The following is a 12,349-nucleotide window of genomic DNA, read 5'->3' as shown; positions in this document are numbered from 1 at the left end:
TGTCCGCCGTGTCCGCGCCGTCCAGCGGGTGTCCGAGCATGCATTGATCTTGATAATCTGGCAATCGACCTGATCTGTGCTTGGCAGTGATGGCGCGCGGCGCCATGCTGGTCACCTTTCTGGAGCATGATGCCTGCCTCGCCCCCCAAGCCTTCCTCGTTAGCCAGTTTGAAACGCTGGCTGCGCCAGTTCGCCAGCCTGCCCGAGCCGGCCGAATTCGATTATCCGTTTGCCCGCAGCGACATCGCCATGCTGCAGCAGGTCGAGGGCGGCCTGCTGCAACTCGATGGCCAGACCTGGAACGAGATGCTGCTCGATGACTACCATGCGCAGCTTGCCGCGCAGACCAGCATCATTGGCCAGCAGCGATTGCATCAGCGCCTGGCGAGCGGCACGGCAGACGTCGCTTCGCGCGCGCGCATCGCGGCCTTGCTGGCGGCGCCAGCACAGCAGGCGGTGATCGAGCAAGCCATGCTGCCGCTGCGCACGGCGGACGTGGAAGTGGCGGCGCTGCTGTGTGGCGTAGCGCCGCCAGCACCACCGTGGTGGAGCCGCTGGCTGCTGCTGCCGACACTGGCGCTGTTGGTGTCGCTGTTGGCCGCGTGGCTGTTTGCGCCGCTGGCATGGGCCGTCGCGGTGCCCATCTGGCTTTTGCTGATGGCCTTGCAGATGCGCTTTCACGACCGTTGCAAACCATGGGAGCGCAGCGTCTTTACCTTGCAGCAGATACTGCTGGTGCATGGCCGCCTGGGCGCGCTCGATACTGCGTTCACGGCGCAGCTGCGAGAAGGTGGGCGGGCTGCCGGCGTGATCAACCGCCAGATCACCCCAGTACGCTGGATCAAGATGATTCCCCTGCTGAGCGAATATGACGACTGGCTCATGCTGGGCAATATCCGGCGCTACTTTCACAGCCTGCGCGTGGTGCGGCGCGAACGCGCCTTCCTGCGCCAGAGTTTCCTGCTGCTGGCCGACCTGGAGGCGGACCTGGCCCTGGCGCGCCACCTGCGCGGTCGCGAAGAGTTTTGCTGGGCGCAGGAAAGCGATGCGCGGCAGTTGTCACTCGATGCCATGGTGCATCCGCTGCTGGACGGCGCCGTGCCGCTGTCGTTGTATCTCGACGGCCGCGGCGCCTTCATCTCGGGCCAGAATGCCATCGGCAAGAGTACCTTTCTGCGCGGCGTAGGCCTTAATCTGATCAGCGCGCGCGCCTTTGGTTTTTGCTATGCGCAGGCGGCCCGGGTGCCCATGCTGCCCCTGTATTCGAGCATGCAGAATGAAGACTCGCTCGATGGCGGCGAGAGTCTGTACATCGCCGAATTGCGCCGCGCGCGCGAATTGATGGCGCTGGCCGAGGAGGGGACGCCAGCCTTGTTCCTGATCGATGAAATCTTCCGCGGCACGAACCACCTCGAATCCGTGGCGGCGGCAGCCGCCGTGCTGCACAGCCTGGCCGCAGACCACCTGGTGATCGTCTCGTCGCATAACCTGGTGCTGGGACCCTTGCTGGAAGACTGCCTGGCGCCGTGGTGCGTGCGCCGCGATGACGGGGGCGCGTTGCTGCTGGCGCCCGGCGTGTTGCAAGCCACGAATGGCATCGCTCTGCTGGCGCAGCGCGGTTTTGACGCCGGCATCGCGGACAAGGCCGGGCGCGTCTTCGACTGGCTCAGCACACACATGGCGCAACCGGCCGATTGTCGCGGCGTGCTGGAACGGGCCTGAGGGCCGCGCTTATTTGTCCTGCTTTTCCGGCGTGCTCTTGTCGATTACTTCGCGGCAATCGCCGCGGATGATGGCGTTGTCGTAGTTGGTCCAGCCGTAGCTGTCGACGTAGCGCTTGTGCTGCTTGAAGCGGGGGCTGGCGATGCTCCATTCGGGTTGTTCGCCGGCAAAGCGGATGTCGCCCAGGTCAAGCAGGGTGTGGAACATGTTTTCCGTCGACAGGCGCGCCTTCTGATGGCGCTGCAGCTGCGTCACCTTGTCCGGATAGTGCTGCTGGAATTGCGGTGAATACCAGACGAAGGCGGGCACGTGGAATTCGAACTGCGTGTTGTGGCCGTGGAAGGCCAGGCGGCAGGTGCCGTCGTACAGGGTCTGGCCGTGGTCGGCCACGTAGACGAGCGAGCTGCGCAGGGCCGTGCGCTGGCCATCGTCCTTCAGCATGCCGATCACGTTCGACAGGAACCAGTCCGTGTACAGGATGGAGCTGTCGTAGCTGTTGTTCAGCTGCGGCTTGATGGCCGTGTCCGTGTAGACGGGCTTGTCGACGCCGAACAACGATGGCTGCCACTTGTCGAACGCCTTCGGATAGCGCTGGCTGTAGTTCCAGTGGCTGCCCAGTGTGTGCAGCACGATGAGCTTTTTCGGCGCCGGGTCGGCCAGCGCGTTCCTGAACGGGTCGAACAGGATCTGGTCGAAGTTCGAGTTGTTGGTAAAGCCGCCCAGGTTCAGGAATTGCACCACGTCCGCTTCCTTGGCAAATACGGACACGGGCGTGTCGAACTGGCCGAACGAAATCTGGTTCGACAGCCAGTAGGTCTTGAAGCCCGCTTCCTTGTAGGCCGTGAGGAAGGATTTTTCCGAGAAGCCATCCTTGAGGCTTTGCGTGGCCGGCTTGCGCGAGATGATGACGGGCACGGACAGGCGCGTGGCGGAAACGGCCGTGATGACGTCGGCCAGCGGCACCAGGTTGCTTTCCTGTTTCAGCAGGGGATTGGTGTCGCGTTCGTAGCCGTTCAGGCTCCAGCGGTCGTAGCGCGACGATTCGCCGATCACCATCACCACCACTTCCGGATGGGGATCGGGCTGTTGCTGGTGCGCGCCGAAACGGAAGCTGCTGCTTTTCTGTCCCAGCTCGGCCAGGTACCGACGTTCCTTATAGAAATCGAAGCCGCGCGCGGCCAGGCCGAAGGGCCAGGAATTGCTGATGGTATCGAAGGCGTAGGGCAGGCGCGCCCAGTGGGGCAGGCTGGGCCAGCCCAGGCCCGTCTCGTCGGCACCGGCGATGCTGGCGTTCTCCGGCTTGCTGCCCTCCTCGTCTTCCTCTGCCGTGTCGTCGTCGGCCGAACTGGCGTCGCCGAAGCCGGAGGCGCCCGCCTTCCCGCTGGCCGCCGGCCCGCTGGCCTTGGCGGATGCGGCGGCGCTGTGCACGGCCTTGGCCTCGAAACCGAATTCGTAGCCATACCACCAGAAGCCGCCCAGCAGGATCAGCAGCACGAAGGCGGCCGGGCGCGTCTTGCCGCGCCAGTCGAGGTCGCGCGTGCGCGTGGCCGCATACCAACTCAGGGCGCACCAGGCGATCACACCGAGCATGACGGCGCCCATCAGCCATACCTTTTGCCCGAGGAATTCCATCGCTTCCTTGGGGCTGGTTTCGAAGATGATGCCCAGGTGGTGCGTGGAAATGCCCTGGCCATAGAAGATGAACAGGTAGATTTCCGTCGGCAGGGCGAGGAAGGCGGGCACCAGCAGCCAGTGGAAGTAGGCGGGGCGCTTGAATACGCTCCAGACGGCCAGCCAGGCCAGCAGCTCGAAGGTGAGCATTTGCCAGGGATGCTCGAGCGCGCGTCCCAGCAGTGCGGGGATGAAGGGCACGGCCGTCAGCAAGGCATACGTCAGGAGCAGGAACAGATTGGCGGGGCGAAGCAAGGAGCGCATAGGGAAGGGCAGCGAAAAATGTCCGCTATTATCAATCCTTTTGTTGTCTTGCGGTCATACAAGAATGCGTGCGTCCGCTACTTGGCCGCAGGGAAAGAGTGTCAAATCATCAAGCGCCATGCGGTGGCGGCATCCGCGCGGAGCGGCTAAATATTAGTCAAAATGCCACAAAAGTGCCGCTTTTTTGCCTTTTTTTATAGCAAAAAGCGGTAAACTGATTGACCCCCTGTAACACAAGGTCTAAACTAGCGAGTTCTCGATTTTATTCTGCTCATCGTTTACGTATTGCTTGGCATTTCATGGCCGCTCCTGATCGAGTGGCTGCGGGCGCCTCCGGTGCGCAGGAGATGAAAGCGGGACGAGGTTTTAGTCGCCGGGCATCTTGCCCGGGTTATTAATCGTAGTTTTTTGTTGGATTTATAACGATGCCAACCATCAATCAATTGATTCGCAATCCACGCGTCGCTTTGACCGTGAAGAGCAAATCGCCGGCGCTGGAAAACAGCCCGCAAAAACGTGGCGTCTGCACACGTGTTTACACCACGACTCCAAAGAAGCCTAACTCGGCTCTGCGTAAAGTCGCTAAAGTTCGCCTGACCAATGGTTTCGAAGTCATTTCGTACATTGGCGGTGAAGGCCATAACCTGCAAGAGCATAGTGTTGTGCTGTTGCGCGGCGGCCGCGTCAAGGATTTGCCGGGTGTGCGTTACCACATGGTTCGCGGTGCCCTGGATACCCAAGGCGTTAAAGACCGTAAGCAATCGCGTTCGAAGTACGGTACCAAGCGCGCTAAAGCAGGCAAGAAGTAATAAGTTGTACGCAGCAAACCCAAGTTTCGCTCAGTGGCAACTAGCTAAGTGAATGTAGTCGACCGCATCTGGTCGAGTAAGTGGAAGGCTATGATGGTCGTCCGCGAGTGTGCGAAGAACGCGCGCTCAACTGAAGATTGAAAGGAATTGATATGCCACGTCGTCGTGAAGTACCCAAGCGCGAAATTTTGCCAGATCCAAAATTCGGCAACACTGATGTCGCTAAATTTGTAAACGTGCTGATGCTGTCCGGTAAGAAATCGGTTGCAGAAAACATCATCTACGGTGCTTTCGAGCACATCGCAGCAAAATCGGGTAAAGATCCACTCGAAGTTTTTGCTACCGCAATCAACAACGCCAAGCCGCTGGTTGAGGTGAAATCCCGTCGCGTCGGTGGTGCAAACTACCAGGTGCCGGTCGAAGTTCGCCCAGTCCGTCGTATGGCGCTGTCCATGCGTTGGTTGCGTGAAGCTGCTAACAAGCGCAGCGAAAAATCGATGCCACAACGCCTCGGCGGTGAGCTGATGGAAGCGGCTGAAAGCCGCGGCGGCGCGATGAAAAAACGCGACGAAGTCCATCGTATGGCTGAAGCGAACAAAGCGTTCTCGCATTTCCGCTTCTAATATAAAGCCAGCTACCGCAAGGCGGCTGTCAAGCATCTGTTGTTCGAGGCCGGGCTCATTTTTGCAAAAAAATGCTGCTCGGTTTTGTCCATTCATTTAGGATTAATTATGGCCCGCAAGACCCCCATTGAGCGCTATCGTAATATCGGTATCTCCGCTCACATCGATGCAGGTAAGACGACCACGACCGAGCGCGTCCTGTTCTACACAGGCGTGAACCACAAGCTGGGCGAAGTCCATGATGGCGCTGCCACCACCGACTGGATGGCACAAGAGCAAGAGCGCGGTATCACGATTACCTCGGCTGCTGTTACGTGCTTCTGGAAAGGCATGGCTAACAACTTCCCAGCTCACCACATCAACATCATCGACACCCCAGGCCACGTTGACTTCACCATTGAAGTGGAACGTTCGATGCGCGTGTTGGATGGCGCCTGCATGGTTTACTGTGCAGTCGGCGGCGTGCAGCCACAATCGGAAACGGTATGGCGTCAGGCTAACAAATACAAAGTGCCACGTCTGGCCTTCGTGAACAAGATGGACCGTACCGGCGCCAACTTCTTCAAGGTCTACGATCAGATGCGTTCGCGCCTGAAAGCCAACCCAGTACCTATTCAGATGCCTATCGGCGCTGAAGACCTCTTTACCGGTGTTATCGATCTGGTCAAGATGAAAGCCGTTATCTGGGACGACGCTTCGCAAGGTATGAAGTTTGAATACGGCGAAATTCCTGCGAACCTGGCCGCTGAAGCTGCCAAGTGGCGCGAGAACATGGTTGAAGCCGCTGCTGAAGCGTCGGAAGACCTGATGAACAAGTACCTGGAAGAAGGCGACCTCTCGGAAGAAGAGATCAAGGCTGCCCTGCGTCAGCGTACCATCGCCAGCGAAATCGTTCCAATGTTGTGCGGTACCGCCTTTAAAAACAAAGGTGTACAAGCCATGTTGGACGCGGTCATCGAGTACCTGCCATCGCCAATCGACATTCCACCTGTCCCAGGTCTGGACGAGGACGAGCAGCCGGTCGAACGCGCAGCTGACGACAACGAGAAATTCTCGGCGCTGGCATTCAAGATCGCAACCGATCCGTTCGTCGGTCAGTTGTGCTTCATCCGTTGCTACTCGGGTACCCTGAATTCGGGCGACTCGGTATTGAACTCCGTGAAGCAGAAGAAAGAGCGTATCGGCCGTATCGTGCAGATGCAGGCGAACGAACGCGAAGAAATCAAGGAAATGCGCGCTGGCGACATCGCCGCCGTTGTGGGTCTGAAAGACACCACCACGGGCGATACGCTTTGCGACGACAAGGCAAGCGTGGTTCTGGAGCGCATGGTCTTCCCTGAGCCGGTGATTTCGCAAGCGGTTGAGCCAAAAACCAAGGCCGACCAGGAAAAAATGGGCCTGGCGCTGAACCGTCTGGCAGCAGAAGATCCGTCGTTCCGCGTGCGTACCGATGAAGAATCGGGCCAGACCATCATCGCCGGTATGGGCGAGTTGCATCTGGACATTATCGTTGACCGCATGAAGCGCGAATTCAACGTTGAAGCCACCGTCGGCAAGCCACAAGTGGCTTACCGCGAAACGATCCGTAAAGTGTGCGAAGAGTCGGAAGGCAAATTCGTCAAGCAATCGGGTGGTCGTGGTCAATACGGTCACGTGGTTCTGAAGATCGAGCCGCAAGAACCGGGCAAGGGCTTCGAATTCGTTGACGCGATCAAGGGCGGTACCGTTCCTCGCGAATACATCCCTGCAGTTGAAAAAGGTGTGCGCGACACGCTGACTTCGGGCGTGATGGCTGGCTACCCAGTTGTTGACGTGAAAGTCACGCTGTTCTTCGGTTCGTACCATGATGTTGACTCGAACGAAAATGCATTCCGCATGGCCGCTTCGATGGCATTCAAAGATGGCTGCCGCAAAGCATCGCCAGTCATCCTGGAGCCGATGATGGCCGTGGAAGTGGAAACGCCGGAAGACTACGCCGGTACCGTGATGGGCGATCTGTCGTCGCGTCGCGGCATGGTGCAAGGCATGGATGAAATTGCTGGCGGTGGCGGCAAGATCATCAAGGCCGAAGTACCTCTGTCGGAAATGTTCGGCTACGCTACGTCGTTGCGTTCGTCGACCCAAGGTCGTGCGACTTACACGATGGAATTCAAGCACTATGCTGAAGCACCTAAGCATGTGACTGAAGCAATCGTAAGCTCGAAAGCTAAGTAATAGAAGTTCCGGGCCGGCTTTCACGAGAATGCCGGTCCCTACATTTAAATCATTGTTCTAAGGAAGAATAAAATGGCAAAAGGTAAATTCGAACGGACCAAGCCGCACGTCAACGTCGGCACCATCGGCCACGTCGACCACGGTAAAACCACGCTGACCGCTGCAATCGCAACGGTTCTGTCGAAGAAATTCGGCGGCGAAGCTAAAGCATACGACCAGATCGATGCGGCTCCAGAAGAAAAAGCGCGCGGTATCACGATTAACACCGCCCACGTCGAGTACGAAACGGAAACCCGTCACTACGCACACGTTGATTGCCCAGGCCACGCCGATTACATCAAGAACATGATTACCGGTGCCGCGCAGATGGACGGCGCGATCCTGGTGTGCTCCGCAGCTGACGGCCCAATGCCACAGACCCGCGAACACATCCTGCTGGCCCGCCAAGTTGGCGTTCCATACATCATCGTGTTCCTGAACAAGTGCGACCTGGTCGACGACGCAGAGCTGCTGGAACTGGTTGAAATGGAAGTGCGCGAGCTGTTGTCGAAGTACGAATTCCCGGGCGACGACCTGCCAATCATCAAAGGTTCGGCACGTATGGCGCTGGAAGGCAAAGAAGGCGAAATGGGCGTTGACGCAGTGCTGCGTCTGGCCGATGCGCTGGATGCTTACATCCCAACGCCAGAGCGCGCTGTTGACGGTGCGTTCCTGATGCCAGTAGAAGACGTGTTCTCGATCTCGGGTCGCGGTACCGTTGTGACCGGTCGTATCGAGCGCGGCATTGTTAAAGTCGGCGAAGAGATCGAAATCGTCGGTATTACCGATACCGTCAAAACGACTTGCACCGGCGTGGAAATGTTCCGCAAACTGCTGGACCAAGGTCAAGCAGGCGACAACGTTGGTCTGCTGCTGCGCGGCACCAAGCGTGAAGACGTGCAACGTGGTCAAGTTCTGGCCAAGCCAGGCTCGATCAAGCCGCATGCGCACTTCACCGGCGAGATCTATGTTCTGTCGAAAGACGAAGGCGGCCGTCATACGCCATTCTTCAACAACTATCGTCCACAGTTCTACTTCCGCACGACGGACGTGACTGGTTCGATCGAGTTGCCAGCAGACAAAGAAATGGTCATGCCAGGCGATAACGTGTCGATCACCGTCAAGCTGATCAACCCGATCGCGATGGAAGAAGGTCTGCGCTTCGCTATCCGTGAAGGCGGCCGTACCGTCGGCGCTGGTGTTGTTGCAAAAATCATCGCTTAATTATTAGGCGACTATAAAAGAAGAAGCGTCGTCGCCCGGCGCCCTTCTTTTTATTCAACTGCCGGGGTTGGCAAGCATTTTGGTGCTATCATGTCGACCCTGACGGTTGTTGCGTCAGAAATTCCCGTATGACCTCATTGCCGTGCAAACCGCGCGGTTCGTTCTTTTAAGGAAATATCATGTCGGCACCAAACCAAAAAATCCGTATCCGCCTGAAGGCTTTCGATTACAAATTGATCGACCAGTCCGCTCTGGAAATCGTTGAAACCGCGAAGCGCACCGGCGCTGTCGTCAAAGGCCCAGTACCACTGCCTACCCGTATTCAGCGTTTCGACGTGCTGCGTTCCCCGCACGTCAACAAAACTTCGCGCGATCAGTTCGAGATCCGTACGCACCAACGCCTGATGGACATCGTTGACCCAACGGACAAAACCGTTGACGCGCTGATGAAGCTGGACCTGCCAGCTGGTGTTGATGTCGAAATCAAACTGCAATAATCGTTTTTAAGAAGGCCGGCGGGTATCCCGCTGCCTGATGATGGGGCCGGGCCTGCTCACGATCGTGAGTGCGCCCGGCCCCATTGCCATTGGTGCCTGCCCAACTTGGCGCTACTTGCGTGCGCGTGCAAAATCGCTTTACAGTGCCGCGGCCGGCCGATAAAGTTGCTGCATGCTTAACGCCATCGATACCCACCTGTTGAATGCCACTCCCCGTCATCGCTTGCGCGGCTGGCCGCGCTTCCTGACCGAGTTCCTGTATTTCGGCATCAAGGAGGCGAGATCCTGCCTGTTCGTGGGGCTGTTTTTTGCTGCCGTCTTCCTGGTGCCGCGCACAGGCCTGTTCGGCCTGCCGCGCTATGACGTGCTGCTACTGGTGGCGCTGGCGATCCAGGCCGCGATGGTCTGGAGCGGGCTGGAAACGTGGGATGAGTTGAAAGCCATCTGCCTGTTTCATGCAGTCGGCTTCGCACTCGAGGTATTCAAGGTATCGGGGACGATACAGTCGTGGAGCTATCCCGACTTTGCCTACAGCAAGGTGCTTGGCGTGCCCCTGTTTTCCGGCTTCATGTACGCCGCCGTCGGCAGCTACATCATCCAGACCTGGCGCCTGCTCGACATGCGGATCCGCCACCATCCGCCGTACTGGATGGCAGTGCTGATCGCGCTGCTGATCTACGCCAACTTCTTCACCCATCACTACATCGGCGACTATCGCTGGTACCTGGCGGCCTGCGCGCTGGGCTTGTATGCGCGCACCACCGTGGTGTTCCGCCCGCTCGACCGCGACCGCAGCATGCCCTTGCTGCTCGGTTTCGTGCTGGTCGGCTTCTTCATCTGGCTGGCCGAAAACATCAGCACCTTCTGGGGCGTGTGGCGCTATCCCAACCAGCTTGGCGCGTGGTCGGTCGTGCACGTCAGCAAATGGAGCTCGTGGTCGCTGCTGGTGGTGATGACGTTCACCATCGTGGCCCACCTCAAGCACATCAAGGCCAGCATCCACGTCGCCCAGCCTTAGGCCTAGCGGCTTTTTGCCAGCGCACGGCAAGGCGCGCGATTGACGCCGCTTGCCCGCTTCAGGGATACTCCGGACTTGTCCATTAATGCGTGCCGCCGCCATGTCCAAGACTGTCCTGATCGTGGAAGATGAACAGGCGATAGCCGACAGCATCGCCTATGCCTTGCGCACGGACGGCTTTACGCCGCGCCATGTGACCTTGGGCGAGCAGGCGCTTGCCGTGCTGCGCAGTGAGGCCGCACCACAACTGGTGGTGCTCGATATCGGCTTGCCCGACATGAGCGGGCTGGAAGTGTGCCGCCGGCTGCGCCAGTTTTCCGAGGTGCCGGTGATCTTCCTGACGGCCCGCAGCGATGAGATCGACCGCATCGTCGGCCTGGAAATCGGCGCCGACGATTACGTCACCAAACCGTTTTCGCCACGCGAACTGGTGGCCCGCATCCGCGTCATCCTGCGCCGCGCAGGCATCGCGCCAGCGCCCCGCGAGACGGGCATGACGATAGCCGCGCCTGTTGCCGCGGCCGCGCCGGCACCGGCGCGCTTCGAGTTGCGCGCGCTCGAGGCGCGCGTGCTGTTCCACGGCCAGCCGCTGGAGCTGACCCGCTATGAATACCTGTTGCTGAAGACCCTGCTCGAACATCCGGGCCACGTGCTGTCGCGCGCGCAGCTGATGCAGCGCGTGTGGAGCGGGGCGCCCGACACGCTTGAGCGCACGGTCGATGCGCACGTCAAGTCGCTGCGCGCCAAGCTGCGCGCCGTCGATGCGCAGGTCGACCCCATCCACACCCACCGTGGCCTCGGCTACAGCCTGGCCGGCGCATGAGGATCGGCCTGCGCATCCTGCTCGGCTACTTCCTGATCGTCGGCCTGGCGGCGTGGTTCCTGCTGAATGTTTTCATGGAGCAAGTCAAGCCGGGCGTGCGTTCGACCCTGGAAGATACCCTGGTTGACACTTCGCAGCTGCTGGCCAGCCTGGTGGCGCCCGATCTGAAGGCGGGCACGCTGGCGCAGTCGCCCGTGGCCGAACGCATGCAGGATTACGCGCGCCATGGCGTGGACGTCAACATCAATGGCGTGCGCAAGCGCACGCTCGACTACCGCATCACCATCACGGACCGGCACGGCATCGTGCTGTTCGATTCCAGCGGGCGCGACGTGGGGCGCGACTATTCGCGCTGGAATGACGTGTACCTCACCTTGCAGGGGAAGTATGGCGCGCGCAGCACGCGCAGCCGGCCTGACGACGAGATGTCGACGGTGATGCACGTGGCCGCGCCGATTCGCGACGGCAATGAGGTGATCGGCGTGCTGACGGTGGCCAAGCCGAATGCCAGTGTGCAAGCGTTTGTCGAGCGCAGCCAGCGCAAGATCCTGCAGCGCGGCGCCGTGCTGCTGCTGCTGTCGTTGCTGATCGGCCTGGCGTTCGCCTGGTGGCTGCACCATGCGCTGGGCAAGCTGATGAACTATATCGGCGAGGTGGAAGCGGGGCGCAAGGTAGCGCTGCCGGCGCTGGGCAAGAACGAGATCGGTACCCTGGGGCGGGCGCTGGAAGCGATGCGCACGCGCCTGGAAGGCAAGGAATATGTGGAGCAGCTGATGCATACCCTGGCGCATGAATTGAAAAGCCCGATCGCCGCCATCCAGGCCTCGGCCGAGCTGCTGCAGGAAGACATGCCGCCGGCAGAGCGCCGCCAGTTTCTCGCCAGTATCCTGGCGCAGAACGCGCGCCAGCGGCAGCTGATCGACAAGCTGCTGGCCCTCGTGCGCGTGGAGAAGCAGCAGCGCCTGGAACATCCCGAGCGCATCGCGCTGGCGCCCCTGCTGGCGCAAGTGGCGCAGGATGCGGCCGCCACGCTGGCGGCACGCGGCGTGGACCTGCAGCTGCAGTGCGACGCGTTGAGCGTGGACGGCGATGCCTTGCTGCTGCGTCAGGCGCTGGGCAATTTGCTCGACAACGCGGCCGGCTTTGCGCCGCCGGGCAGCGGCATCGACCTGACGGCGCGGCGCCTGGGTAGTCAGGTGGAAATTGTCGTGCGCGACTGCGGTGAGGGCATCCCTGCGTATGCGATTGAGCGCGTCTTCGAGCGCTTTTACTCGCTGCCGCGCCCGAGCGCCGGCAAGAGCACGGGCCTGGGCCTGCCCTTCGTGCGCGAGGTCGCTTCCCTGCATGGCGGCACGGTCGAAGTGTTCAATCATGCGGACGGTGGCGCCTGCGCGCGCCTGTGCCTGGCGTTGGTGTAGCACACTTTATTTGCCGGCTTCACACAG

At 60.1% G+C, this 12,349-nt stretch carries 10 protein-coding genes; 9 read left to right on the top strand and 1 reads right to left on the bottom strand.

Annotation, left to right across the window (positions count from 1 at the left end; all coding sequences use genetic code 11):
- Window positions 1–129 precede the first annotated feature (129 nt).
- Window positions 130–1,722: a MutS-related protein gene (locus tag AC07X6_RS05705; protein WP_494790344.1), complete on the top strand. Its 1,593-nt coding sequence runs from the start codon at window positions 130–132 to the stop codon at window positions 1,720–1,722.
- Window positions 1,723–1,731: 9 nt separating this feature from the next.
- Here AC07X6_RS05705 and AC07X6_RS05700 read toward each other — a convergent pair whose 3' ends face one another.
- Window positions 1,732–3,657, bottom strand: coding sequence for a phosphoethanolamine transferase (locus AC07X6_RS05700; RefSeq protein ID WP_494790343.1), 1,926 nt, complete (start codon window positions 3,655–3,657; stop codon window positions 1,732–1,734).
- A gap of 425 nt (window positions 3,658–4,082) precedes the next feature.
- Between AC07X6_RS05700 and rpsL the strand changes: the two genes are divergently transcribed.
- The 8 genes from rpsL (at window position 4,083) to creC (ending at window position 12,322) form a co-directional block, all read left to right on the top strand.
- Window positions 4,083–4,466 (top strand): 30S ribosomal protein S12, encoded by a 384-nt coding sequence (rpsL, locus tag AC07X6_RS05695; RefSeq protein WP_010394376.1) that lies wholly within the window; start codon window positions 4,083–4,085, stop codon window positions 4,464–4,466.
- 152 nt (window positions 4,467–4,618) lie between these two features.
- A complete protein-coding gene (gene rpsG / locus AC07X6_RS05690) occupies window positions 4,619–5,089 on the top strand; it encodes a 30S ribosomal protein S7 (protein WP_010394377.1) in 471 nt (156 codons plus the stop codon).
- Between the two features lie 108 nt (window positions 5,090–5,197).
- A complete protein-coding gene (fusA, locus tag AC07X6_RS05685; protein ID WP_230542322.1) occupies window positions 5,198–7,303 on the top strand; it encodes an elongation factor G in 2,106 nt (701 codons plus the stop codon).
- Window positions 7,304–7,375: 72 nt separating this feature from the next.
- Window positions 7,376–8,566 carry an elongation factor Tu gene (gene tuf / locus AC07X6_RS05680; RefSeq protein ID WP_077398776.1) on the top strand — a complete coding sequence of 397 codons (1,191 nt, stop codon included), beginning with the start codon at window positions 7,376–7,378 and terminating at the stop codon, window positions 8,564–8,566.
- Between the two features lie 179 nt (window positions 8,567–8,745).
- Window positions 8,746–9,063, top strand: a complete 318-nt coding sequence (rpsJ, locus tag AC07X6_RS05675) for a 30S ribosomal protein S10 (protein WP_010394389.1) — start codon at window positions 8,746–8,748, stop codon at window positions 9,061–9,063.
- 172 nt (window positions 9,064–9,235) lie between these two features.
- Window positions 9,236–10,081 carry a DUF817 domain-containing protein gene (locus tag AC07X6_RS05670; protein WP_230541243.1) on the top strand — a complete coding sequence of 282 codons (846 nt, stop codon included), beginning with the start codon at window positions 9,236–9,238 and terminating at the stop codon, window positions 10,079–10,081.
- Between the two features lie 100 nt (window positions 10,082–10,181).
- Entirely contained in the window at window positions 10,182–10,904 is a 723-nt protein-coding gene (gene creB / locus AC07X6_RS05665; protein WP_494790342.1) for a two-component system response regulator CreB, read from the top strand.
- The gene (gene creC / locus AC07X6_RS05660) at window positions 10,901–12,322 is read left to right on the top strand and encodes a two-component system sensor histidine kinase CreC (RefSeq protein ID WP_494790341.1); all 1,422 of its coding nucleotides are present in this window, start codon (window positions 10,901–10,903) and stop codon (window positions 12,320–12,322) included. Before creB ends, creC begins: the two co-directional genes overlap by 4 nt.
- Window positions 12,323–12,349: the final 27 nt, after the last annotated feature.

The sequence above is a fragment of the Janthinobacterium sp. GW460-12-1-14-LB5 genome, assembly GCF_059423585.1.
Note: the sequence above shows the minus strand (reverse complement) of the source record. Positions and strands in the feature narration are given on the sequence as shown.

Excerpts from the sequence above, each read along its gene's own strand:
- AC07X6_RS05705 (WP_494790344.1), top strand. The coding sequence starts at position 130 with ATGCCTGCCTCGCCCCCCAAGCCTTCCTCGTTAGCCAGTTTGAAACGC.
- AC07X6_RS05700 (WP_494790343.1), bottom strand. The coding sequence starts at position 3,657 with ATGCGCTCCTTGCTTCGCCCCGCCAATCTGTTCCTGCTCCTGACGTAT.
- rpsL (WP_010394376.1), top strand. The coding sequence starts at position 4,083 with ATGCCAACCATCAATCAATTGATTCGCAATCCACGCGTCGCTTTGACC.
- rpsG (WP_010394377.1), top strand. The coding sequence starts at position 4,619 with ATGCCACGTCGTCGTGAAGTACCCAAGCGCGAAATTTTGCCAGATCCA.
- fusA (WP_230542322.1), top strand. The coding sequence starts at position 5,198 with ATGGCCCGCAAGACCCCCATTGAGCGCTATCGTAATATCGGTATCTCC.
- tuf (WP_077398776.1), top strand. The coding sequence starts at position 7,376 with ATGGCAAAAGGTAAATTCGAACGGACCAAGCCGCACGTCAACGTCGGC.
- rpsJ (WP_010394389.1), top strand. The coding sequence starts at position 8,746 with ATGTCGGCACCAAACCAAAAAATCCGTATCCGCCTGAAGGCTTTCGAT.
- AC07X6_RS05670 (WP_230541243.1), top strand. The coding sequence starts at position 9,236 with ATGCTTAACGCCATCGATACCCACCTGTTGAATGCCACTCCCCGTCAT.
- creB (WP_494790342.1), top strand. The coding sequence starts at position 10,182 with ATGTCCAAGACTGTCCTGATCGTGGAAGATGAACAGGCGATAGCCGAC.
- creC (WP_494790341.1), top strand. The coding sequence starts at position 10,901 with ATGAGGATCGGCCTGCGCATCCTGCTCGGCTACTTCCTGATCGTCGGC.